Below are 23,687 nucleotides of genomic sequence, written 5' to 3' on the forward strand. Positions count from 1 at the left end.
TGCGCCCATGCGCACCGCCATCCTCGCCCTTGCCGTGCTGGGCCTTGCCACCGGCTGCGGTGGCGAGGCGCCGGCGCCCGTCCCCGCCGGGACCGCCAGCACCGACCCCGCGGCGGAGCGCGTGGTCGAGGACTGGCCGCTGCCGGCCATGCTTCCCGGCTCCGCGCTGCCCGATCTCGTCGGCGCCGATGGCCGCAAGCTGCTGCTGGCCTGGACCAACTCGCAGGCCGGGCGCCGCCACGTGCTGCAGTTCTCCAGCTACGACGTGGCCGGCATGCGCTGGGAGACGGCGCCGATCACGATCGCGGTCGGCAACAGCATGTTCGTGAACTGGGCCGACACGCCGCACATCCTGGCCACGCCGGACGGCGCGCTGTGGGCGCACTGGCTGCAGAAGAACGGCGACGCGCCCTATGCCTACGACGTGAAGCTGGCGATGTCGCGCGACGGTGGCCGGCGCTGGAGCGCGCCGGTCAGTCCGCATGACGACGGCACGCAGACCGAGCACGGCTTCGTGTCGATGTGGCCGGCCCTGGAGGGCGGCCTCGGCCTTGCCTGGCTCGATGGCCGCAACACCGGCGGTGCGCAGCACGATGCGGGACATGCTGGACACGACACGGCAGGCACCATGACCCTGCGCGCGGCGCGCTTCGATGGGGCCCTGCGCCGCGGCGCCGACGTCGAGATCGACGCCAGTGTCTGCGACTGCTGCCAGACCAGCGCCGCGGTCACCGCACGCGGTCCACTGCTGGTCTACCGCGGGCGTACGGCAGGCGAAGTGCGCGACATCCTCGCCACCCGCCTGGATGGCGAGGCCTGGACCACGCCGCGGCCGGTGCATGCCGATGGCTGGCTGATGACCGCCTGCCCGGTCAACGGACCCGCGGTCGCCGCCGAAGGCGAGGCCGCCGTGGTCGCCTGGTACACCGCCGCCGGCGGCGAACCCGAAGTGCGTGCCGCATACAGCGCGGACGCCGGCGACAGCTTTGCGGCCCCGGTGTCGATCGACGCCGGTGACGCCGTGCAGGGCCGCGTGACCGTGGCGCTGGCCGACGGCCAGGCCTGGCTGCTCTGGCTGCGCGAGGAACAGGATGGACAGACGCTCTGGCTGTCGCGGCGTTCGCCCGACCTCGCCACCGAGCACCAGCGCCTGCAGGTGGCCACGCTCGCGGGCCGCGGCCGTGGCACCGGCTTCCCGCAGCTGGCGGTGGCCGGCGGCATCGCGCACGTGGTGTGGACGGACGTGGTCGACGGCGTGCCGGGCCTGCGCGGCGCGCGCGTCATCGCGCGCTAGCGTCTGTGGGAGCCGCTATAGCGGCGATCGCGGCCATCGCCGTTATAGCGGCTCCCACTCATAACCGCTCCTGCACTGCGGCTCCCACATAGCCGCTAGCGTTCGTGGCGGTAGTTCACCGAGCCGCGGCTCTCCAGCGTGCTTGATTCGATCTCGACGTCGAAGCCCCTGCGCAGCAGGTACTTCAAGGTCAGCACCTGGCCGGTGCCCAGCAGCGACACGCCGAAGCCGACGTAGAGCCGTGGCGACAGCTGCTTGCCGATGCCGAACACGCTGCCGCCGAGCGCGCGCGAATCCATCACGCCGGCGTCGTCGAGGCCGATCTGCTTGCCCAGCTGCCCGGCCAGCAGGCTGCCGCCGGCGTTGAGCGCGGCCGAGGCGGCATCGAGGTCGCTGGCCTGGCGTCCGCTCAGGCTCGACAGCGGTCGGCCCAGGGCGAGGTAGGCCAGGGCCTCGGACTCGTCGCTGGCCGGATTGGTCCACACCTGCGCGCGCGGCGCCGATGCCCGCCCGCTGACGTCGATGCCGGCGGTGATGTCGCCGATCCTGCGCTCGGCGCGGATGTCGAGCACCGGATCGGACACCGGCGTGTTCGACCACACCAGGCGGCCGCGCGTGATTTCGAGCTCCTGGCCGTAGGCCTCGTAGCGGCCCCCGACCTCGAGCATCCCCTGTCCGGTCATCTCGCGGCCGGCGCGCGAGCGGACCCGCAGCTCGCCGGTCAGCTCGCCTTCCAGGCCGAAGCCGTTGAGGTGGACGTCGTCGCCCATGGCCAGGGTGAGGTCGAGCTCCATCAGCATGGGCGGGCCCGCGTCCGGATCGACGGGGTCGAGCACCACCACGTCCGGCGACGCCGAAACGCCGTCGCTGAGACGCTCCAGGTCCATCCGCGCGCTGGGCACGTGCACGCGCCCGCTCACTTCCAGCGGACGCCCGGCGGCGTAGCGCACCTCGATGTCGGGGCTGGCCACCGCGCGCAGGTCGCGGGTGTCGGACACCAATACGTCGGTGCCGCTGATGCGCAGCTGCAGCGGTGCGCCCGCGCTGGCCCAGCCCAGGCTGCCATCGATGGCGAGCCGACCCGCGCCACCGGTGCCGAGGCTGCCGCTGATGCGCGCATTGCCATCGGGCAGCGCATCCAAGCGTGCCTGGCCGTCGATGATGGCGATCGCAAGCGACGGGATTTCGGCGCCGAAGTCGCTGAGCGTGGCGTTGCCGCCCAGCAGCGGTTCGGCGCGCGTGCCGGCGAGGCTGACGTCGGCATCCAGGCGGCCGGTGGGCGAGACGATGTCGGGGGAGAACAGCTCCAGCCAGGTCAGCTCGCTGGTGGCGGCGGTGACCTGGCCATCCAGCGGCGCATAGGCGTCCCAGCCGGTGCGCAGCCTTGCGTCGATGCGGCCGTTGCCGTTGAAGCCCAGGCCCAGCGTGGCGTCGATGCGGTTGGCGTCGAACGTGGCTTCGAGCGCAAGGTCGCTGTACGACAGCACGTTGCGGCGCGAGCGCGCGCCGGTGCGCAGTGCACCGCTGGCCGAGGCGACATTGAAGTGGCCCTGCCAAGCGTTGCCGGCGGGACGCAGCTGGCCGTCGACGTCGATGCTGCCGTCGAGGAACCACGGCCGTCCGCTGTCCTGCTCCGGCAGGTAGGGCACGACCAGGGCCAGCGGCAAGCCTTGGCCGTCGACCGACAGGCCCTGGCGCGGCCAGTCGGCGTTCGCGCACAGGTGGCCACCGACGTCGGCGGCAAGACAGGCCGCTGACAGCGTCCAACGCCCGCCGGACGCCTGGGCAAAGGCGGCGGGTGACTGCAGCCGCCAGCTGGCGCCCACCGACGGCGCGGCCTCGAGGGTGTCGAGCGCGCCGCGCCAGAGGCCGTTGCTGCCGCGCTGTGCGCTGCCCGACAGGGCCGCCCGGCCGAGCTCGCCCTGGGCGCTGGCGTCCAGGCGCAGGTTCTCGACGGCGCCGCGCGCGCGCAGCGTCAGGGTGTCCAGCGCGAGGCCGGCCTGGATGCCGCTGGCGTCGATGTCGAGTTCGCCGCCGCCGCCGCGCCAGGGCAGCTGCCCGCGCAGGTGCAGGGCATCGGCGGTGTAGTCGCCATAGCGCAGTCCGCGGCCGTCGAGGTCCGCGCGCAGGTCGGGGCTGTCGCGGCCGCCGTCGATCCGGAGCGTGCCGTCCAGCTGGCCCGCGGCGCCTGGCAGCAGGTCTTCAAGCCGCAGCGGCGACAGCGCGGCCTGGATATCGATGCGTTCGTCGACGCGGCCGCGTGCGTCGATCCGGCTGTCGCCGATGCCGAGCGCGGCCTCGCCCTCGTAGCCGGCGGATGCGGTGCTGCCGGTCGCCGCGCCATGCATGGCGAAGCTCGCGTTGCCGGTGATGCGGCGCCCGCGGAGCTGGCCGCCGAGGTCGCTGGCGTCGACGGTGACTTCAAGCCCGCCGTCGTCGCGCGTGCTGCCCGTGCTCACGATCCGTCCGTCGATCGCGCCCTTGAAGTCGGGCCCGAAGTAACCCGGGTCGAAACCGGCCAGCCCGGCATCCAGCGCCCAGCCCAGCGTGGGCGCCCAGGCGACGTGGCCGCTGCCGTCCAGCCAGCCGGTCGGCGTGCGCGCGGCCAGGGTGCGCAGCTCCAGCCGCTCCTGGTCGCCGCGGCCGCGGAGTTCCACCTCGGCGTTCTCGCCGTTGCGCGCCAGCGTGGCCGCGCCGACCACCGCCCAGTTGTCGGCCGTGCCGGCGATGCCGACGTCGGCGTCGGCACGGACGGTGTCGGCGGGATCGGGCGCGGCGCCATCCGCCGGAGCCGGCGCCCAGGCCAGGCCGCGGGCGACCACGGCGTAGCGGACGTCGGCGGCCTGCAGGTCCTTGAAGTCGCCGTGGCCGGTCACGGTGATGCGGCCGTCGAAGACGTCGACGACCAGCGGGTCGAATGCGAGCACCTGTTCGTCGAGGCTGACCACCGAAGGCTGCACGGTCGCGCGCAGCTCGCCGTAGGCGAGGTCGCCGCGCAGCTCGGCGTGGCCGCCGGTGCCGCTGGCGTCGAGGTCGAAGGCCAGCGGCGTGCCGGGCTCGCCCGTGCCGGCGAGCAGCGCGGGATCCAGCGCTTCACTCGTCGCCGTGAATGTCCATCGCGGCGCGTCGGCGCCGCGCAGCCCGAGGCGCGCGCGCAGCGGCGCCGGCGCGTGCCCGGACAGCGCCACGTCCAGCGCCGCCACGTCGCCGCGCGCGACCAGGCCCAGGCGTGGCCGCGTCGTGCCCGCGGGCGCCGGCAGCAGCGCCGACGCGGTGAGGTCCATGCGGTAGTCCTCGGCCGGCGCGTATTCGCCATGGGCCTTGAACAGGCCGCGGTCGCTGTCGACCACGACGTCGTGCAGCCGCAGCAGGCCGCTGCGCGCATCGAAGCCGCCGCGCACGCTGGCGATGTCGATCATCGTCTCGCCGCCGCGCAGCACGCGGAAGCCGTCGATCTCGACCACGTCCGCCTGCAGGCCCAGCGGTGGTTCGATCTGCGGCAGCACTTCGGGCCAGCGCGGCAGCGAGAAGGGCTCGCCGTCGTCGGACGGCGGCAGTTCCAGCACCGCGCCTTCCACCTGCGCCGCGTCCAGGCGCAGCAGGCGGCCCAGCAGCGGCCGGATCGCCGGGTCGAGGGTGATGCGCCTCGCGCTGAAGCGCAGGGCATTGGGCATCGCACACTGGCCGTAAGGCACCGGCTCGTCGTCGACTTCGGGGCAGACCAGCTGCTGGAACGCGACGTCGTGCAGCGTCAGCGGACCCGACGCGGGCCCATCGGCGTCGCGCCATTCCAGCGTCGTGCCCGCGGGCAGCCGCGCGACCACCTGCGACAGCAGGAAGTCGCGGCCGCCCAACGTGGACAACAGCCACCAGGCCACCACCAGCACGAGCACCACCAGCGCCGCGATGCCGATCGCGCTGCGCAGCGCGAGCTTGCGCACGCGCGTCCTGCGCCGTGCGCGCAGTTCGGCAATCCGCGCTTCGCGCTCTTCCGGGCTGATGTCGGATGCGTGCGCCATGGTCAGAGACTGGTGCCGATGTTGAGGTGCAGGGTGAAGGGCGAATCCGGATCGTCCAGGCCGCGGGCGATGTCCAGGCGCAGCGGACCGACCGGCGTCTGCCAGCGCAGGCCGACGCCGATGCCGGTGCGCAGGTCGGGCGAGCTGTCGAAGGCGCTGCCGGTGTCGACGAAGGCGCCGATACCCCAGGGCCCGCCGCGGAAATAGTGCTCGTATTCGGCGCTGGCGGTGAACACGTGGCGCGCGCCGAGCGCGAAGCTCTCCAGGTCGTCATCGAGCACGCGTGGGCCCACTTCGCGCCACTCGTAGCCGCGGATGCTGCCGTCGCCGCCGGCGTAGAAGCGCAGGCTGGGCGGCATGTCGACCAGGGCACTGGTCTCGGTGCGGCCGTACTCGCCGCGCAGGATGATGCGGTCGCTCACGCCGATGCCCAGGTACCAGTGCGCGCGGGCGTGGAACTGGAGGAAGTTCGCCTCCGAGCCGGCGCCCTCGACGCCGCCGCGCAGCAGCAGGCTGCCGCTGTAGCCGCCACGCGGAAAGAGCGTGTCGTCGAGGTCGATGTAGGTCGCACGCAGCGAGGGGTAGGTGAAGGTGGAATAGCGGTAGACCGGCGCGGTCGACGGATCGCCGTCGTCCTCGTACTCGTAGGCCCAGCGTTCGCGCAGCGCATGCATCGAGGCCACGAGGTTGAGGTGGCGGTTGTACTGCCCGCTGCGGCTGGCCGCGAACTCCACCCGGCGGGTGTCGATGTAGTCGGTCTGCTCGTCGGCGGCCTGTAGGCTGGCCGTGTACCAGCCGTCGAGCCAGCGAAAGGCGGGGATCCTGTACTGCAGGGTCAGTGTCTTGCGGTTGCGGGCGTAGTCGAGCTGCGACAGCGCCTTGTGGCCGCGCCGGTTGACGTAGCGGCGCTCCAGGCCCAGCCGGATGCCTGGACCGCTGTCGGTGCCGTAGCTGAGGCCGGCGGTATAGATGTCGCGCTTGGCCGGTGTGAGGGTCACCTCGACAGGCACGCGCCCGTCCACGGCCTCTTCCGGGTGCGGCGTGATGTCGACGCGGCTGAAGTAGTCGAGGCTGTTGAGCGAGGTGCGCAGGCGGTCGAGGCGGCCCTGGTGGTAGTACTGGCCTTCTTCCCAGTACACCAGGCGCTCGAGCAGGCTGTTGTCGACCACTTCTTTGGGCGCCTGCACGAAGCGCGTGGCGCCCATGTCGTAGCGCTCGCCGCTCGTCCACACCAGCTCGATGTCGGCGGCCTGTTCGGCGCGGGTCACCGCGACCCGGCGCGCGCTGAAGTCGGCGTCGAAGTAGCCACGCTCGGCCAGGCGGCGGCTGATGCGCGTTTTGCTGCCCTCGTAGGCGGCGTGGTCGAGGATCGAGCCCTGGCGCGGGATGAAGTCGTCCACTTCGTCGCTGAGGTAGGGATCGTCATGGCCGTCGCCGATGATGGCGATGTCGGCGCGACGCACGCGCACCGGTTCGCCGGGTTCCACCGTGATCACCACCGACACCGGCAGCTGTGCCGCGCCGCGTTCGCGCGCGCTGCCGGCTTCGCGCACCACTTCGGCGGTGGCGGCTGCGTTGTCGCCGCGCGCGGCATCGTCTTCGGCGGCCGTATCGAGCACCACGCGGCGGTCGTCGCCGCGCACGCGCTCGACCACGATCCGCGGCGAGTAATAGCCGAAGGGCTCGAGCGCCTCGCGGGTCTCGTCACCGGCGGCGCGCAGCATGTAGGCCAGGCGGCGCCACGAGACCTCGTCGTCCATGGCGCCGACCAGCGACAGCGAGGTGCGCACGTTCTGCTCCATCGCCTGGTCCAGGCCGCGGATCTCGACCGAGGCGACGCTGGCGGCGTGGGCGTTTCCGGAGAAGGCGCTGCCGGCAATGGCGAACACGACGGCGGCGACGGTGGCGCGGTGGGGTGAGGGCATCAGGGGAGGATACCGGTGGGGTGTCGACGGTCCATTAACGCAGGATCCTTCCGGTGCACCCCGCTCACGTCGCCCGGGCCTCGCCGACCTTTTGGGAGCCGCTATAGCGGCTCCCACGGGGAAGGTTCTGCGATGCGAGGGGGGCGGAGGTTTCAGGCCGACAGCTGCCCGAGCTCCGCGACGGCACCCAGGCGACGCGCCAGCCGCTGCAGCAATGCCAAGCGGTTGTCGCGCAGCGCCGGATCCTCGGCATTCACCATCACCGCGTCGAAGAAGGCGTCGACCTCGGGCCGAAGGCGCGCCAGGCGTGCCAGTGCGGATACATAGTCGCCACCCTCGAGCGCGGGGCCGGCTTCGGCCCAGGCCGCTTCCATCGCTGCCGACAGCGCCTGTTCGGCGGGTTCGTCGAGCAGGGAGGCGTCGACGGTGTCCGCCACCGCGCCTTCGGCCTTGCGCAGGATGTTGCGGATGCGCTTGTCGGCGGCGGCCAGGGCCTCGGCTTCGGGCAGTTTCGCGAAGCTGGCGATGGCCGCGATGCGCTGGTCGAAATCGGCCAGCGACGCCGGACGCAGCGCGGCGACGGCGCTGAAGTGCTGCGTCGGCACGCCGCGGTCAGCGTAGTAGCCGCGCAGGCGGTCGAGGATGAAGTCGTAAAGGTCGGCGGCGAGCGTGGCGGCGTCCGGGGGGCGCGCGGCGTCCGGGAGGGCGGCGATGGCGGCGGCCAGCGTCGCCGGCAGGTCGAGCTCGAGCCCGCCTTCGATGACCGTGCGCGCCAGGCCCAGCGCGGCGCGACGCAGCGCGAAGGGATCCTTGTTGCCGGTGGGCTTGAGTCCGGCGGCGAATCCGCCCGCCAGGGTGTCGATGCGCTCCGCGATCGCCAGCACCCGGCCCAGCGGTGAGGGCGCGATGGCATCGCCGGCACCGCGCGGTTGCCAGGCTTCGTCCAGCGCCGCCGCCAAGGCCAGGCGGTCGTCGTGCGCGAGATCGGCCAGGGCGGGATCCTGCGCGGCGTAGTAGCGGCCGGCGATGCCTTGCAGTTCGGGGAATTCGTTGACCATGCGCGATTGCAGGTCGGCCTTGGACAGCAGCGCCGCCTGGCGCGCCAGCGCCGCATCGACGCCGGCGGCGGGCGCCAGCGTGGCGGCCAGCCCGGCCACGCGCGCGGTCTTGTCGGCCACGCTGCCCAGCTTCGCCTGGAAGGTCACGCCGGCCAGGCCTTCGTTCATCGCCGACAGGCCCTGCTTCATGTCTTCCACGAAGAAGAACTTGGCGTCGGCGAAGCGCGGGCGGATCACGCGCTCGTAGCCCTTGCGCACCTCGGCCTCGTCGCGCGACGCGATATTGGCCACGCCGATGAAGTGCTCGGTCAGGCGGCCTTCGGCGTCGAGCACCGGGAAGAACTTCTGGTTGGCCTCCATCGTCGCCACCAGCGCTTCCTGCGGCACGGCGAGGAACTCGGCCTCGAACGAACAGGCGACGGCCGAGGGCCATTCCACCAGGCACTCGACCTCCGCGAGGTTGCCGGGGTCCATGCGCGCGACACCGCCCACGGCCGTGGCGGCGGCCTGCACGCCGGAGACGATGGCGTCGCGGCGCTCCTCGGGATCCACCAGCACCTTCGCCGCGCGCAGCGCGTCGACGTAGTCGCGGGGATTGCCGATCCACACCGGCTTGTCGTGCATGAAGCGGTGGCCGCGGCTCATGCGGTCGGACGCGATGCCGAACGCGGTGGCCGGCACGACCGCATCGCCCAGCAGTACGACCAGCCAGTGCACCGGTCGCGCGAAGGCGTGCGCGTGCGCGCCCCAGCGCATCGCCTTGGGAATCGGGATCGCCGCGATGGCGTCCTCCAGCACCGCGGGCAGCAGGTCGCGGGTGGCGGCGCCGGGCGTCACCGAGCGGTGCACGAAGCGCTCGCCCTTCTGGTCGGTGGTGCGCTCCAGCGCGCTCCAATCCACGCCCGCCTTCTGGGCGAAGCCCTGCAGCGCGCGCGTCGGCTGGCCGTCGGCGTCCAGGGCGATGTTGACGTAGGGGCCCAGGACCTCGGACGCGCGGTCGGGCTGGACGGTGGCCACGCCATCCAGCAGCACGGCGAGCCGGCGTGGGCCATAGAGCGGCCGTGCGCCCTCGGCGAAGCCGATGCCGCGGCTGGTGAGTGCGTCGCGAACGCCATCGAGGAACGCGCGTGCCAGGCCGGGCAGGGCGGCGACGGGAAGCTCGTCGGTGCCGAGTTCGATCAGGAGCGGTGCGGTATCGGTCACGGCAGGTCCTTGTTGACCGCGATGAGGTGGCCCAGGTCGTTGCCCGGACTGGCGGGCTTGCGGTCGCCGTTGAGCATCAGCAGGACGATGCCGGCCAGCGGCATCAGCAGCATGCCGAACAGCAGCCACAGCCAGGGATTGCGCCCCGTCTGCTGCGCCCAGTACGCGGCGAAGAACCCGAATGCCACCGGTGCGGACCAGCCGAATGCGAATACTGCGGAGAAGATTTCGATCATGCGCTGTGACTCCCTGTCAGGCGGCCTTGTGCGGGACGGATTTGAGTCCGGGGAAGCCGAGCTTCTCCCGCTGTGCGCGGTAGGCCTCGGCCACCGCCTGCGACAGCTTGCGCACGCGCAGGATGTAGCGCTGGCGCTCGGTGACGCTGATGGCGCGCCGCGCGTCGAGCATGTTGAAGCTGTGGCTGGCCTTCATCACCTGCTCGTAGGCCGGCAGCGGCAGGTCGAGTTCGACGAGCTTCATCGCCTCGGCCTCGCAGGCATCGAAGCGGTGGAACAGCTCCGCCACGTCGGCATGCTCGAAGTTGTACGTGCTCTGCTCGACCTCGTTCTGGTGGTAGACGTCGCGGTAGGTCACCGGCGTGCCGTCGGGGCCGTGGGTCCACACCAGGTCGAAGACGTCGTCGACGTTTTGCAGGTACATGCACAGCCGCTCGAGACCGTAGGTGATCTCGCCCAGCACCGGGCGGCACTCGATGCCGCCGGCCTGCTGGAACCAGGTGAACTGGGTCACCTCCATGCCGTTGAGCCAGACCTCCCAGCCCAGGCCCCAGGCACCGAGCGTCGGCGATTCCCAGTTGTCCTCGACCAGGCGCAGGTCGTGCACCAGCGGGTCCACGCCCAGGCTTTTCAGCGAATCGAAATACAGCTCGACGATGTTGTCGGGCGATGGCTTCATCACCACCTGGTACTGGTAGTAGCGCTGCAGGCGGTTGGGGTTCTCGCCGTAGCGGCCATCGGTCGGGCGGCGACAGGGCTGCACATAGGCCGCATTCCACGGCTCCGGCCCGATCGAGCGCAGGAAGGTCGCGGGATGGAAGGTGCCTGCGCCGACCTCGAGGTCGAGCGGCTGGATCAGCACGCAGCCCTGCGCGGCCCAGAAGTCGTTGAGCCGTTGGATGAGCTGCTGGAAGGTCGGTGCGGTCATGCGTGTTCCGGCCCGCCAGGGAGCAGCGGCGCGTTGAAAGGGGACGCGCTAGTATACCGGCCCCCTCCGCGCAACCCGCGCGTGGGCGGTGACTTTCCGGTGTCCTGCATGAGTCGAAACGCGCGCCCTTTCCTGGTCGTGGAGACCGGCCGTCCCATTCCTTCGATGCGTCGCCACGGGCGCTTCCCGCACTGGATCCGCACCGCCGCGGGACTGTCGCGCGGCGAGGTCGAGGTGGTCGACGTGCAGACGGGCGAGGCACTGCCGTCGCACCGCGGCTATGCGGGCGTGCTCGTCACGGGCTCGGGCGCGATGGTCAGCGACCGCGAGCCCTGGAGCGAGCGCAGCGCCGACTGGCTGCGCGACACCGTCCACGGGGGCGCCGCGGTGTTCGGCATCTGCTATGGCCACCAGCTGCTGGCGCACGCGCTGGGCGGCGAAGTCGGCGACAATCCGCGCGGGCTCGAGATGGGCACCGTCGCCCTCGACCTCTCCGCGCACGCCGCGGAGGATCCGCTGTTCTCGGGGCTGCCCGAGCGCTTCCAGGCCCAGGCCACCCATGTGCAAAGCGTGCTGCGTTCGCCCGATGGTGCCGTCGCGCTGGCCAGCTCGGCCATGGACGACTGCCACGCCTTCCGCTGGGGCGACGCGGCCTGGGGCGTGCAGTTCCATCCGGAGTTCAGCGCCGACCACATGCGCGGCTACATCGTGGGGCGTGCGGAGCGCCTGGCGATCCACGGCCAGGATCCCGTGGCCATCCACGCCGCGGTGCGCGCCGCGCCGGACGCGCGCCGGGTGCTGCGCCGCTTCGTGCGCCGCGCGCGCCGCCACGCCTGAAACGGTGCGGCGGGGCGCATCAGTTACGATGGCGCCGCGTGGCCTGGCCACCGACTGACACCACTACCCGGACATGACTGGATGACGACTCGCACGATGGGCCCGGCTTCGGGCTGGCGCTGGTTCAAGAACGCGGTGAACCTCGGTGCAGGCAATCCGAAGGCGATCTTCGGCGGCGCGGCGCTGCTCGCGGTGGTCGTGTTCGTGGTCGCGGTGGTGATGAGCCTCGCGCTTGGCCTGGTCGCGCCCGAGGGTGGGTCCGCCCAGGTGGTGCTGAGCATGCTGGTGTCGCTGCCGCTGCTGGTGCTGATGGGCGCCCTGCTGGTGGGCTACCTGCGCGTGATCGACGCAGTGGAGCACGGTCGCCCCACGACGGCGACGCAGATCTTCCACGGTTTCGCCGACAAGGACGCGTGGCTGCGCGCGATCGTGATCCTGCTGGCGCTGGCGCTGCTGCAGTACGCGCTGATCGGTGGCGCGGTGGCGCTGGTCGCACCCGAGGCCGGGCGCTGGTACCTCGACAACATGGCCACGGCCCCGGACCCGACCGCGCAGGCGGCGGTGCCGCCCGGTTTCGGCCGCGCCTTCGCGGTGACGATGGTGGTGGGCGTGCTGGTCTATGCCGCGCAGGCGATCGGACTGGGCCAAGTCGCGCTTCGCGGCAAGGCCGCGGGCGCGGCGCTGGCCGACGGCGTCGCCGGTGCGCTGCGCAATGCACTGCCACTGGCGCTGCTGCTCCTGATCGCCATGGCCGCCATGGTGGTCGTGGTGCTGGTGCTGGGCGTGATGGTGCTGCTGTTCTCCGCGCTTGGCGACGGCATCGGACTGGTGCTGGGCATCGTGATCGGCGTACCGGTCTACCTGCTGCTGGTCGTGGCAATGATCGTGGTGAGCTGTGGCGTGATGTACTCGATCTGGCGCGATGTGTGCGGGGACGACGGCGATCGCGGTGCGGATGATCGACACGTCATCGCCTGAGGCGTGATCTTCAGCCCCAGAGCGCGCGGTCCAGTGCGCTCTGCAGCGCGAACGCCATCGCCGCCGAGCCCCAGGCGGTGGCGAGCAGCAGCAACACGCCCAACAGCACCAGCCAGGCCGCGGCCCATCGCGGCATCCGCTCCGTCACACCCGGCCCCAGCACCACGCGGGTGCGGCTGAGCCGGTCGTGCAGGGCGGCATGGCCGGGCGGGACGGCAGCCAGCATGTGGCCGACATTGAGGCTCAGCCAGGACAGCGCACCGGACACGAAGCGCAGCAGCACCGCGCCGGTACCGGGGTCGCCGCCGTTCGCCGTGGCCACGCGGAGGCCGAGCGCGCGCTTGCCGGGCGTGGCCCGCAGCGGTGAACGCTCGAAGCCGACGCACCAGGCGAGGAACAGCGCGATGAATGCACCCAGCGGCGGACCGGCCAGGGCCAGGATCGCCGACTGCAGCTCCGCGGCCGCGGCCAGCAGGGCGGGGTCGCGCATTGATCCCTGGACCATGCCGAACAGCGCACCGAAGTGGGGCGCGGACGCGACATCGGTGGCGATGATGGCCGTCGCCATGCGCTGCGCCACGGCGTCGACCAGCGCGCTCCACGCGTCGAGCAGGGTTGTCGTGGCGACCCGCAGGCGGCCCGCGGACAGCGCCAGCACCGGCAGTGCGACCAGCGCCGCGTCGATGGACCAGGCCGCGCTGCGTCGCCAGAAGCCGGCGGGGCGCATCAGTCGGTGCCGCGGTCGCCGGCGGCGGCCTCGCGCGGACCCAGCATGCGCGAGGCGAGGATGCCGGCTTCGTACAGCAGGACCATCGGGATCGCCAGCATCAGCTGCGAGATCACGTCCGGGGGCGTGATGATCGCCGCCAGGATGAAGATGCCGACGATCGCGTAGCCGCGCGCCTCGCGCAACTGCGCCGGCGTCACCCAGCCCAGCAGCACCAGGATCACCAGCGCGACCGGCAGCTCGAAGCTGATGCCGAAGGCGAGGAAGATCACCAGCACGAAGTCGAGGTAGGCGTTGATGTCGGTCATCATCGCCACGCCTTCGGGCGTGACCATGGTGAGGAAACTGAAGACCGAAGGCAGCACCACGAAAAAGGCGAAGGCGCAGCCGGTGTAGAACAGCACTAGTGAACTCGCCAGCAGCGGCACCGCGAGGCGCTTTTCGCGCCGGTACAGGCCCGGCGCCACGAAGGCCCAGGCCTGGTACAGCAGCCAGGGCATGCTCACCACCATCGCGGCGAAGAAGGCGAGCTTCAGCGGGGCGAAGAACGGCGAGGCGACTTCGACCGCGATCAGGTGCGCGCCCTCGGGCAGCTTGTCGACCAGCGGCTGCGACAGCAGGGAATACATCTTGTTGGCGAAGGGCAGCATCGCCGCCAGCACCACGGCGAAGCCCACCAGCCCGCGCAGGATGCGGCTGCGCAGCTCCAGCAGATGGTCGAAGATGTGGCCCTCGCCCTCAGCGCCGGCCATCGTCGTCTCCGGGCAAAGGTGGCTTGTCGCCGGTGGCGTCGTCGTCCGGGGCGGCGCCGGTGGCCAGTTCGTCACGCAGTGCCTTCAATTCAGCGCGGGCGGCCTCGCCCTTCTCGCGCACCTCGCTGTCGAGGTCGGTGACCGCGGTGCGCACCTCGCGTTCGAAATCCGTGGTCGCGGTGCGCGCGGCGTCGAGGTTGCGCTTGAGTTCGTCGGCGGCGAGCTCGCGCTCGAGTTCGGACTTCACCGAATACCACTGCGCGCGTGCGCGGCGCACCCACAGCCCCGCGAAGCGCGCGGCCTTCGGCAGGCGCTCGGGACCGAGCACCACCAGCGCCACGAGCGCGATCATCAGCAGCTCGCCGAAGCCGAGATCAAACATGGCTGGACGCCCGCCGCGCCGCGATCAGCGCTGCACGGAGTCGTCGTCGCGCTCGGCCTTGCGCTCGCCTTCGCGGGTCTGGTCGCCGAGCTGGCCGGCCGGCTCGTCCTCGTCGGCCATGCCCTTCTTGAAGCCCTTCACCGCCTCGCCGAGGTCGCGGCCCGCGCCGCGGAGGCGCTTGGTGCCGAAGATCAGCAGCACGACCACCAGGACGATGATCCAATGCCAGATGCTGAAACTGCCCATGCCGCGAGTCCTGCAAGTGTTCGGGGGCTCAGGATACCAAGTCGCCCGAGGCCATAGCCGCGGGCGTGGAGGCCTGGCCTCAGTCGATCGGGTCCGGGAGCGGCGCCGGGAGGTCGTCGGCGGGAAGCGGCTCGGACGTCACCGGTGATTCGTCGACCGGCTGGAAGCCGCTTGGCGCCTGCGTGGCCGGGGCGGTGCCGATCGGCGCGGTCTCGACCAGGGGGGACGGCGTCGCGTCCGGGGCGCCCGTACCGGTACCCGTCGCGGCGGCGACGGCCGGTGCCGACGCGCCGGTGCCGCGGTTCGCGCGCGCCAGCGCGGTGGCCTCTTCGATGGTGTCGCGGAAGTCCACCACGGCGGTCGACGGCTGCCCCTGCGCGCGGCCTTCGAAGATCATCCGCGGCGTGGTGTCGCGGCCATAGACGGCCTCGTTGGCGTCGTCGTCGATCGACAGCACCGCGCCGTCGAGCGCGACGCCGGCGAACAGCCCGCGCGCCCGCGACCACGACCAGATCTCGGCCTTCAGTTCGCCATCGGTGGCGGTGGAGGCGTTGCGGCCCAGCGGCCCGGCGGCCACGGAGGCGTCGGCGCCGAGCGTGAACTTGCCGTTGACGATCGACTCCAGGCCGCGCTCGCTGCGGAATACCAGCACCACGTCGGCCGACTGCACGCCGGCCTGGAAGCCGATGCTGCCGCCGGTGAGCTTGATGAAGACCGGGTTGGACCAGGTGCCATCCGGATTCTTCACCGACATCAGGCCGTGGCCGCGGCGGCCGCCGATGATCAGGCCGGCCTTGATGGTGTCGGGTACGACCACGATCGCGCGGCCCTCGTCGAAGAGCTTCTCGGGAATCGCCGACTCGGGGATCTCCTGGATCTCGGCGAGCACGCGCACCGCGTTGATCGCGCGCGCGTCTTCCTGGGGGCCGGCCAGGGCGGGGGCGGCGACCAGCGCCAGGCACAGCGCGGAGGCGAGGACGGGCAGGCGGAGCGGATGGCGCTTGGCGGACATGGGGTACTCCGGGACGGAATGCTTGGGAAGGATGCGACGCGGGGCGGGTGCTGTCGACCGCGCGTGGGGGCTCAGGCTATGCGCGAAGCGATGAATCGACGGTGAGCCTCGCGTGCCCGTGCACGTACCGACCGTACACTGGACGGCCGCCGTCTGCCCGCCAACACGCCAGCAACGACATGACCGACTCCACGCAACGCGCCCGCGACGTCCTCCTCCTGGCCAACCTCGGCACGCCTTCGGCCCCGACCGCAGCGGCGGTGTCGCGCTACCTGGCCGAGTTCCTGTCCGATCCCCGCGTGGTCCAGCTGCCGCGCATCTTCTGGCTGCCGCTGCTGCGCCTGGTGGTGCTGCCGCTGCGTTCGCGCAGGGTTTCGCACAACTACGCCGAGGTCTGGATGGACGGCGGTTCGCCGCTGGAAGTGCATACCCGCAGGCTGGCGGCCGCGGTGCAGGAACGGATGCCCGGCGTGCACGTGGAACACGTGATGCGCTACGGCGAGCCCGCGCTCACGCGCCGCCTGTGCGAACTGCGCAGCGAAGGCGCGCGCGTGCTGGTGCTGCCGCTGTATCCGCAGTACTCCACCACCACCACCGCATCGGTCAGCGACGTGATCGGGCGCGAACTGCCCGAGGCACGGATGGTCGAGGATTACCACGTCGACCCGGACTGGGTGCAGGCGGTCGCCGGCTCGATCCGCGCACACTGGGAGCGCCATGGCCGCGGCGACCGGCTGCTGTTCTCCTTCCACGGCATCCCGCAGCGCCTGGTCGACCAGGGCGATCCCTATGAGCGCCAGTGTCTCGCCGGCGCGCGGGCGATCGCCGCAGCGCTCGACCTGCCTGACGGCGCCTGGCAGGCGACGTTCCAGTCGCGCTTCGGCGGCGGCAAGTGGCTGTTGCCGGCCACCGACGCCACCGTCCGCGCGCTGCCCGCCGAAGGCGTCAAGCGCATCGACGTCGCCTGCCCCGGCTTCGCCGCCGACTGCCTGGAAACGCTGGAGGAGATCGCGATGCAGAACGCGGAGTTCTTCCGCGAGGCGGGTGGCGAGGCACTGTCGTACATCCCCTGCCTCAACGACGATCCGGCGCATGCGCGCGCGATCGCCGGGATCGCGGCGCGGGAATTCGCGGCCTGGCGCTGAAGCGCGAGGTTGCGATGCAAGGCACGCCCATGCACAGCACACCCATACACGGCTCGCCGATGCACGACTTCGAACTCCTCCTGCCGATGGGCACCGTGCGCGGCCTGCGCACGGGCGATGCCGGCGCTCCGCGCGTGCTGGCGCTGCATGGCTGGCTCGACAACGCCGCGAGCTTCGTCCCGCTGGCGCCATATCTCCCGGGCCTGGACCTGGTCGCGCCCGACCTGCCCGGGCATGGTGCCAGCGACCACCTGCCGCGCGGCATGGACTATTCCTTCGCGGGCGCGGTGCACACCGTGCTCGACATCGCCGACGCCCTGGGCTGGGAGCGCTTCACGCTGCTCGGCCACTCCATGGGTGCGGGCATCGCCAGCCTGGTGGCTGCGGCCTGCCCGGAGCGCGTCGAACGCCTGGTCGCGATCGAGGCCCTGGGCGCGCTGGCCGAGGAGCCCGGACGTACCGTCGACCGGCTGCGCGACGCGGTTGCCGCAGCGCGGGTCCTGCCAGGCAAGCGTCTTCGCGTGTTCGACGACATCGCGCCCGCCGTGCGCGCACGGATGAAGGCCAACGGCCTTGGTGAGCCGGCCGCGCGGCTGCTGGTGGAGCGGGGAACGGTGGCGGTGGAGGGTGGCTGGAGCTGGAGCAGCGACCCGCGCCTGACCCTGCCGACGCTGGTGCGGATGACCGAAGCCCAAGTCGAGAACCTGGTGGCCGGCATCACCTGCCCGACGAAGGTGCTGTTCGCCGATCCGGCGCAGCCCTACCTGCCCGATCCGCTACGGCGCGCGCGCGCGGCACTGCTGCCTGCGGGCGAACTGGTCGTGTTGGCGGGCGGCCACCACCTGCACATGGAGCAACCCCGCGAAGTCGCCGCTGCGATCGGCGGATTCCTGGCCGGCTGAAGCGTGCGCGCGCCGGTTACTGCTGCGTGGACCGCTCGCGCAGCTGGATGCCGACCATGAGCTGCGCGTCGCCGTGGCGGGTAAAGGTGTAGGTCGCTTCGCGCTCGCCCTGGCTGAAGCCGAGCATGGCGCTGTCGGCCTGCTGCATCGCCAGGGTCTGGGTCCAGCCGCCGCGGGCCATGGCAGCGCGTGCGTCGTCGAACATGGACGCCACCGTGCCGTCGGACTCGAGGCTCAGCAGGCGCGCGCCGCCGATGTCCATCACGCTGCTCACGCCATAGCTGGCCGGCAGGAACAGGTCGCCGGGGAAATCCGCCGGCAGCGCGATGCCGGCGCCGGTGGCGATGCTCATCTCGCCTTCCGAGGTGTGGATGCGCATGCGGTTGCCATCGCGGTCCACCTCCACCTGTTGGCCGTTGGCGCGTTCGATGGCGGCCTCGGCTGCGGCGTCGGCGGCGCGCTGGCAGCCGCTGCCGGTCACCACGAGCCCGACCATGAGCAGGGGTAAGAGAAAATGGCGCATGGATCTCCTGGGACTTCGCCGACAGATGCCTTACCCGTAGAACGCTCTCAGGCCGCCGGACCGGACAGGAGCCTCAGCATCGCCTTCAAGCGCCGACCGTGGTCGCGGAAGTAATCGCGTTCGACGCGCCAGTCCGGACAGCGCGCATCCACTTCGGCCCAGAACGCGGGCGAGTGGTCGGCATGCACCAGGTGGCAGAGCTCGTGCACCAGCACGTACTCGAAGGCCGAAGGCCGGCCCAGCACCAGTGCCAGGTCGAGCGCCACGGTGCTGTCGGGCGCCAGTGAACCCCACTGCGATGACATCGCCTTCAAGCGCACGCGCACCGGTGCGCGCGGCAGGCCGGGCAGGTAGCGTGGCAGCCAGGTGCCGATGTCGGCGCGGGCCTCGCCTTCGTAGAAATCGCGAAGCGCGCGACGCAGGGCGGCGTCGCCGCCGCGGCCGGTATGCCGGAACACCAGGCCGTCGCCGTCACGGACGACGCAGGCGTAGCGCCCGGCTTCCCAGCGCAGCGGCACCATCACCCCGCGCAGCGGCAGCGCGGTCGTGGTGTCGCGCGCGAGTGGTGCGACCAGGTCGTCGATGGCGTGCGCGCGCAGCTGCGCAAGCACCCAGTCACGGTGCTGTTCGAGGAAGCGTTCACCGGAGATCGCGCTCGCGCGCGGCGGCAGGGTCAGGCGCGCGCCGCGTTCGTCGACCGACAGCCGCAGGCGACGCGCGCGTGGATCGCGCACGCGCATCACTTCGACATGGCTGCCGTCGTCCATCGCAAGCGCGACGGTGTCGCGCTGGATGTTGCGGGTGCCCGATGCATCGGACTTCGTGAGCAGCAGGCGGAGCAGGGACGACATGTGCTGATTCTACCGGCGTGCACCCGCGTCGCGCGCATCCGTGGGCGCGGTTGCGATGCGACTGCGTTCAGGCATCGACGCGCGAGAGCTTCAGCGCAGGCTCCAGGATCTCGAACAGCCGCCGGACTTCGGCCGACATCAGCGCGAAGCGCGCGTCGAGTTCGGCGTGCAGGTCGTCGCGGTCGTTGCCCTCGAGCTGGTCCACCGCGCCGTCGAGGAACTTCAGCTTGCGCACCACCAGGTCCTCGCCGAGCACGAACGAAACGTGGTCGTCGAGCACCAGCGCAAGACGGGTGACCTGCTTGCCGGCTTCGAGGTGGTGGGTGATCTCCTCGCTGCCCAGGTCCTGGCGCTGGCACTTCACGATCGCGCCGGTGTCGTTGCCGTCCTTGAGTTCGCACTCCTCGCCAAGCGACAGGCCTTCGGGCAGCTGCTCGCCCGCGATCCAGCCCGTCAGCACGCTGCGCGGCGCGACTTCGGCATTTGCCGGCAGCGCCGGGAAGCTGCCCAGCGCCTGGCGCAGCGCCGAGACCACGGCCTCGGCGTTCTTGCGCGAGGAGGTGTCGACGATGCACAGGCCGTGCTTGAGGTCGAGCAGGGCGTCGGTGCGCGAAGGGCGGACGAAGGCGCGCGGCAGCAGCTCGTGCACCAGCTCGTCCTTCATGCGCTTGCGCGCGCGGCCGCCCGGGCGGCGGCCCTCGCGCTCCTCGGCTTCGTCGAGCTTGCGCGCGAGCATGTCGTTGACGACCGCGGAGGGCAGCAGGCGGTCCTCGCCGCCCACGGCCACCCAGGCGGCGTCGCCGATGCGGTGGGCATGGGCTTCGGAGTCGCGGCCAAGGGCCGGCACGAAGCCGCGGGAAGAAAGCTCGAGCGGGCCGACGGGCTTGAGCGGATGCGTTGCAAGCGCCTCCTCCAGGCCTTCGAGGTCGAGCGAGGTCGGGAAACGGAACAGGGTCAGGTTGCGAAAGAACATGGGTATCGGGGGCCGTGGTGGTGGGTTCGGGGAAGGATGCGTGTGCGCTGTCTCAGGGGACGCGCTGGCGTCCCGCGCGGGCGGGATGGGAGCTGCCGGGCTGCGGCATCAGGCGCCGTGGCCGGCGTGCGGCGTGTCGTCGGGTTCGCCGGCCAGCCAGTCGCGTGCGTCGACCATGGCCGCCGCGTCGCGGTGGCCCAGGCCGAGGAAATCGAACAGCTTCGGATCTGCCAGCTGCGAGGGCCGGATGTTGCCGAGCGCGCGCGCGATCTGCTCGACGCGTCCGGGCGATTCACGCTCCCACTGCGCCATCATCCGCTGCACCTGTTTGCGCTGCAGGTTCTCCTGCGAGCCGCAGAGGTTGCAGGGGATGATCGGGAACGCCTTCGCCTCGGCGTAGGCGGCGATATCGTCTTCGCGGACGTAGGCCAGCGGGCGGATCACCACGTGGCGGCCGTCGTCGCTGAGCAGTTTCGGCGGCATGCCGCCGAGCCTGGCGTGGAAGAACATGCTGAGGAAGAACGTGGCCACCATGTCGTCGAGGTGGTGGCCCAGGGCGATGCGGGTGAACCCATGTTCGGTGGCGTGCGCGTACAGCGCACCGCGGCGCAGCCGCGAGCACAGCGAACACATGGTCTTGCCTTCGGGCACCACGCGCGAGACCACCGAATAGGTGTCCTGTTCGATGATGTGGAAGTCCACGCCCAGCGAGCGCAGGTAATCGGGGAGCACGTGCTTCGGGAACCCGGGCTGCTTCTGGTCGAGGTTGACCGCGGTGATCGAGAACGACACTGGCGCCTTCTTCTGCAGCTGCAGCAGGACGTCGAGCAGGGTGTAGCTGTCCTTGCCGCCGGACAGGCACACCATGACCTTGTCACCGTCGGCGAGCATGCCGAAGTCGGCGATCGCGCGACCGACCTGGTGGCGCAGGCGCTTGCCCAGGCGCTGGGTCTCGTGGGCTGCGCGGCGTGCGCGTGGTGCGGGTTCGGCGAGGGGGAGGGCGATGCTCATGGAGCACGCATTCTAACGGTACCGGTCACGGCCGCCGCTTCGGCGCGGGTCGCGGCGGACGATGGTCGAGCAACGCAGGCAGCGTGTACTCTCGGACGCCATGCATTCTTCCGACGCCGCTGAACAGGCCCGACTCGCCCAGCGCCTCGTGGCGCTGAAGGCCGAGCATCGCGACCTCGATGCCGCCATTGCCCGGCTGCAGCTCGACCCGGGCGCAGACGAGTTGATGGTGAAGCGGCTGAAGAAGCGCAAGCTGCAGCTGCGCGATTGCATCGAGCTGCTGGAATCGGCGTTGATTCCCGACGAGCCGGCCTGAGGCTGGCGGCAGCCGCTGATCGGCGGTGCCACGCCGGACCGCAACATGCGTGGCGCGTTTGTCGGTTCTGTCCCCGTTTCCTCGTATATGGGGTGACAAGCCGTTTCGGCCGCATGCCTTCCCGGGCGGCGGCCTGGCGGACATCCCCTGCCAGCCTCGTGGCGCATCTGGTCCTCTCTCCCGGCCTGGTCGCCGCGCGGCTGGCTTTCCGCCCGGGCACGCTTCCGCCCGGACCTACGAGGACAACCCGATGATGAAGACGATCCCCGCCGCCGCACTGCTGCTTGGCGGCCTGTTGGCCGGCGCCGCGGCCGCCGCCGGCCTCGACCACGCGCCTGGCGACGATGTGGCCGTGACCACCCGCGGCAACGCAATCGCCATCGATGTGCTGGCCAACGATCCGGGCACCACGCCCCGGACCGACCTCCGCGTGTACCGGCAGCCGTCCCACGGCAGCGTGCAGGTGGGCGAGGGACGCCTCCTGTACACGCCCGCCGCGGGATTCACCGGGCGCGACAGCCTCGCGTATTCGGTCAAGACCGGACGCAGCTTCGGCGTCGCCACTGTGACCGTGGACGTCGGCGACGCCCTCAGGCTGCAGGGCAGGGTGACCGAGCGCGGCCCGGGCGCCGCGGTATCGGCCCGCGTCGGCGAGCGGCGCTTCCACGCCAAGGCCGATGCCACCGGTGCCTACACGATCGACGTGATCGGCCTTGAGGGCGAGATGGTGAGGCTGGAAAGCAGCCGTGGCGAGGTGGCCCTGGCGAGCATCGTCGGTGGCTTCGAGCGCCTGCTGGCCGAGGCGGGCAAGGACGGCGTGCTCACGCGCGAGGAAAACAACCAGGTGCAGGTGACCCGGCTCAGCGCAGCGCTTGCCTACCTGCTGCAGCTGGCCAACGGCGGGGCCCCGGTGGAGTCCGAAGGACAGCTCGCGGCGGCGCAGGGCGCGATGGACCTCGACGTGCTCCTGGAGATGTCGGCCGCGATCAAGCTGGTGGCCGATGGAACGCACGCACTCCCGAAGGGCGTTGCGGACACGATGGCGCTGATCAGCGACACCGATGCCTACCAGCAGTTCGTGCAGGCGGTGCGATCCAGTGACCCCGAGGCGATCGACAACGCCATTGCGTACACGCTGTCCGATGCCGATGTCGTGGTGCCGACGGACGCGGCCGGAATGGTCGGCGCGAAGTGGCTGGCACCTCCCGGCGCCACCGGCACCATCCGCGTGGGCCTGATCACCGGGCAGCACCTGGCGCTGGAAGAGGGCGGCGTCGGCACCTACGTCGATACCGTGCCGGCGCTCGATACGGGCGCGAGCTGGGTCGTTGTCGGCGGAGCGGCGGCCGTCGTCCTGGATACGCCGCGCGAGACCGAACACCTCCACTACCGGGACGGCGCGGATGTCAGAAGGGTTTCCAGTCTTGGGCGCCTGGACTTCACCCGCCTGGTCGACGGCGGCGCCAGTGGCCGCGACCTCGTGGGCATCACGTACCACTACGTGCAGTCGTATCCGGACAACCCGGAGTATCCCGACGTCGTCACCGCCGGGACCAGCAGCATGCTGTCCTATCGCGAGGGGGTGGCAGAGATCCCGTTCCGCGCGGACGAGTTCCCGGCGGACCGCACGTTGCAGCTGCATCGGCCCGAAATCTACGGCGTTGACGGCAGCGAGCAGACCAACGGCTCCAACTACGCCCTGCATCGATTCAACAGCGGTGGCGGCGGCATCGTGCTCGACGATGCCCAGGCGTTCACCTGGTCGCTGGCCGGCAACGGACGCCTGCAGCTGGTCTACGAAGACGGCGAAGTCGCCGAGCTCGTGCGCCTGGTGCGCGATGGCGCCAAGGGCGACGGTGTGATCGCCGCCTACCAGCTGCCCGACGGCCGCTCCAAGACGATCTACGCCCTGTCATCGGTGCGGGACGGCAGCCTGGAGTTCACCACGGCGAACCTGGCCCGGCCCTGGCGATCGGGCTTCGACATCTCGCAGACCGCCTACGATTTCGAGAACTTCTTCGGCTTCTACATCGTTCTCGATGGGCCGGACCAGACGGGAAGGCAGGTGAGTATCTATCCGGACGTTGGTATCAGCAGCACGCCGCTGAGCTGGGACCTGGTCGACGGCGTGATGGTGGCGCGCCGGTACCGGAACCACCATGGCTGGCAGGCCGAGTGCACCCTGGGCGTGGATGGCTGCTACCTGTTCATGGAGCGGCGCTGGGTGCCGGTGTCCCGTGCCGGCGGCCGGATCTACCTGCACGAGGAACTCTGGACGGCCGTGGATACGACCGGCCTGCTTCCCCTGGTCCTGCTCAGCCAGCGCGGCAACTTCTACGAGATCGATGCCCCGCCGCCGCATTGACGAC

The 23,687-nt window shown here is 71.3% G+C and carries 21 protein-coding genes; 7 read left to right on the plus strand and 14 right to left on the minus strand.

All coding sequences use genetic code 11. The features are described 5' to 3' along the window. Window positions 1-7: 7 nt before the first annotated feature. Window positions 8-1,294 (plus strand): sialidase family protein, encoded by a 1,287-nt coding sequence (locus ACW5E8_RS09955; RefSeq protein WP_456965376.1) that lies wholly within the window; start codon window positions 8-10, stop codon window positions 1,292-1,294. A 95-nt stretch (window positions 1,295-1,389) separates the two neighbouring features. On the opposite strand, the gene ACW5E8_RS09960 is transcribed toward ACW5E8_RS09955, so the two are convergent. The 5 genes from ACW5E8_RS09960 to glyQ all read right to left on the minus strand — a co-directional run bounded on the left by ACW5E8_RS09960 (window position 1,390) and on the right by glyQ (window position 10,663). Continuing rightward, window positions 1,390-5,313, minus strand: coding sequence for a translocation/assembly module TamB domain-containing protein (locus ACW5E8_RS09960; RefSeq protein ID WP_456965377.1), 3,924 nt, complete (start codon window positions 5,311-5,313; stop codon window positions 1,390-1,392). A 2-nt stretch (window positions 5,314-5,315) separates the two neighbouring features. After that, entirely contained in the window at window positions 5,316-7,238 is a 1,923-nt protein-coding gene (locus tag ACW5E8_RS09965; protein WP_456965378.1) for an autotransporter assembly complex protein TamA, read from the minus strand. Between the two features lie 152 nt (window positions 7,239-7,390). After that, window positions 7,391-9,499 carry a glycine--tRNA ligase subunit beta gene (gene glyS / locus ACW5E8_RS09970; protein WP_456965379.1) on the minus strand — a complete coding sequence of 703 codons (2,109 nt, stop codon included), beginning with the start codon at window positions 9,497-9,499 and terminating at the stop codon, window positions 7,391-7,393. Then, the gene (locus ACW5E8_RS09975; RefSeq protein ID WP_456965380.1) at window positions 9,496-9,735 is read right to left on the minus strand and encodes a hypothetical protein; all 240 of its coding nucleotides are present in this window, start codon (window positions 9,733-9,735) and stop codon (window positions 9,496-9,498) included. Before ACW5E8_RS09975 ends, glyS begins: the two co-directional genes overlap by 4 nt. A 16-nt stretch (window positions 9,736-9,751) precedes the next feature. After that, a complete protein-coding gene (gene glyQ, locus ACW5E8_RS09980) occupies window positions 9,752-10,663 on the minus strand; it encodes a glycine--tRNA ligase subunit alpha (RefSeq protein ID WP_456965381.1) in 912 nt (303 codons plus the stop codon). A 108-nt stretch (window positions 10,664-10,771) separates the two neighbouring features. On the opposite strand from glyQ, the gene ACW5E8_RS09985 reads away from it, so the two are divergent. Both ACW5E8_RS09985 and ACW5E8_RS09990 read left to right on the plus strand, forming a co-directional pair. Continuing rightward, window positions 10,772-11,500 carry a glutamine amidotransferase gene (locus ACW5E8_RS09985; protein WP_456965382.1) on the plus strand — a complete coding sequence of 243 codons (729 nt, stop codon included), beginning with the start codon at window positions 10,772-10,774 and terminating at the stop codon, window positions 11,498-11,500. A gap of 81 nt (window positions 11,501-11,581) precedes the next feature. Continuing rightward, window positions 11,582-12,478 carry a hypothetical protein gene (locus tag ACW5E8_RS09990; protein WP_456965383.1) on the plus strand — a complete coding sequence of 299 codons (897 nt, stop codon included), beginning with the start codon at window positions 11,582-11,584 and terminating at the stop codon, window positions 12,476-12,478. 10 nt (window positions 12,479-12,488) lie between these two features. Here the strand turns inward: ACW5E8_RS09990 and ACW5E8_RS09995 are convergent, their stop codons facing one another. The 5 genes from ACW5E8_RS09995 to ACW5E8_RS10015 all read right to left on the minus strand — a co-directional run bounded on the left by ACW5E8_RS09995 (window position 12,489) and on the right by ACW5E8_RS10015 (window position 15,597). Next, the gene (locus ACW5E8_RS09995; RefSeq protein WP_456965384.1) at window positions 12,489-13,205 is read right to left on the minus strand and encodes an RDD family protein; all 717 of its coding nucleotides are present in this window, start codon (window positions 13,203-13,205) and stop codon (window positions 12,489-12,491) included. Continuing rightward, window positions 13,205-13,957, minus strand: coding sequence for a twin-arginine translocase subunit TatC (tatC, locus tag ACW5E8_RS10000; RefSeq protein ID WP_456965385.1), 753 nt, complete (start codon window positions 13,955-13,957; stop codon window positions 13,205-13,207). Before tatC ends, ACW5E8_RS09995 begins: the two co-directional genes overlap by 1 nt. Beyond that, complete coding sequence (gene tatB, locus ACW5E8_RS10005; RefSeq protein ID WP_456965386.1) at window positions 13,944-14,339, minus strand: Sec-independent protein translocase protein TatB; 396 nt, start codon at window positions 14,337-14,339, stop codon at window positions 13,944-13,946. The genes tatC and tatB overlap by 14 nt, the downstream gene beginning before the upstream one ends. A 24-nt stretch (window positions 14,340-14,363) precedes the next feature. Further along, window positions 14,364-14,585: a Sec-independent protein translocase subunit TatA gene (tatA, locus tag ACW5E8_RS10010; RefSeq protein ID WP_456965387.1), complete on the minus strand. Its 222-nt coding sequence runs from the start codon at window positions 14,583-14,585 to the stop codon at window positions 14,364-14,366. Window positions 14,586-14,664: 79 nt separating this feature from the next. After that, on the minus strand, window positions 14,665-15,597 hold the full coding sequence (locus tag ACW5E8_RS10015) for a lipid-binding SYLF domain-containing protein (protein WP_456965388.1): 933 nt from the start codon (window positions 15,595-15,597) through the stop codon (window positions 14,665-14,667). Window positions 15,598-15,776: 179 nt separating this feature from the next. Here ACW5E8_RS10015 and hemH point away from each other — a divergent pair, with 179 nt between their 5' ends. Both hemH and ACW5E8_RS10025 read left to right on the plus strand, forming a co-directional pair. After that, window positions 15,777-16,742, plus strand: a complete 966-nt coding sequence (gene hemH, locus ACW5E8_RS10020; protein WP_456965389.1) for a ferrochelatase — start codon at window positions 15,777-15,779, stop codon at window positions 16,740-16,742. A gap of 59 nt (window positions 16,743-16,801) precedes the next feature. Further along, on the plus strand, window positions 16,802-17,644 hold the full coding sequence (locus ACW5E8_RS10025; RefSeq protein ID WP_456965730.1) for an alpha/beta fold hydrolase: 843 nt from the start codon (window positions 16,802-16,804) through the stop codon (window positions 17,642-17,644). A 16-nt stretch (window positions 17,645-17,660) separates the two neighbouring features. Here the strand turns inward: ACW5E8_RS10025 and ACW5E8_RS10030 are convergent, their stop codons facing one another. The 4 genes from ACW5E8_RS10030 to ttcA all read right to left on the minus strand — a co-directional run bounded on the left by ACW5E8_RS10030 (window position 17,661) and on the right by ttcA (window position 21,002). Then, window positions 17,661-18,167: a hypothetical protein gene (locus tag ACW5E8_RS10030; RefSeq protein WP_456965390.1), complete on the minus strand. Its 507-nt coding sequence runs from the start codon at window positions 18,165-18,167 to the stop codon at window positions 17,661-17,663. A 47-nt stretch (window positions 18,168-18,214) separates the two neighbouring features. Then, a complete protein-coding gene (locus ACW5E8_RS10035; protein ID WP_456965391.1) occupies window positions 18,215-19,018 on the minus strand; it encodes a M48 family metallopeptidase in 804 nt (267 codons plus the stop codon). Window positions 19,019-19,085: 67 nt separating this feature from the next. Continuing rightward, a complete protein-coding gene (locus tag ACW5E8_RS10040; protein WP_456965392.1) occupies window positions 19,086-19,991 on the minus strand; it encodes a recombination-associated protein RdgC in 906 nt (301 codons plus the stop codon). Window positions 19,992-20,099: 108 nt separating this feature from the next. Beyond that, complete coding sequence (gene ttcA, locus ACW5E8_RS10045) at window positions 20,100-21,002, minus strand: tRNA 2-thiocytidine(32) synthetase TtcA (RefSeq protein ID WP_456965393.1); 903 nt, start codon at window positions 21,000-21,002, stop codon at window positions 20,100-20,102. Between the two features lie 100 nt (window positions 21,003-21,102). Here ttcA and ACW5E8_RS10050 point away from each other — a divergent pair, with 100 nt between their 5' ends. Further along, window positions 21,103-21,318, plus strand: a complete 216-nt coding sequence (locus ACW5E8_RS10050) for a YdcH family protein (RefSeq protein WP_456965731.1) — start codon at window positions 21,103-21,105, stop codon at window positions 21,316-21,318. A 253-nt stretch (window positions 21,319-21,571) separates the two neighbouring features. Next, complete coding sequence (locus tag ACW5E8_RS10055) at window positions 21,572-23,683, plus strand: Ig-like domain-containing protein (RefSeq protein WP_456965394.1); 2,112 nt, start codon at window positions 21,572-21,574, stop codon at window positions 23,681-23,683. Window positions 23,684-23,687 lie beyond the last annotated feature (4 nt).

It is taken from the genome of Luteimonas sp. A649 (assembly GCF_054072735.1).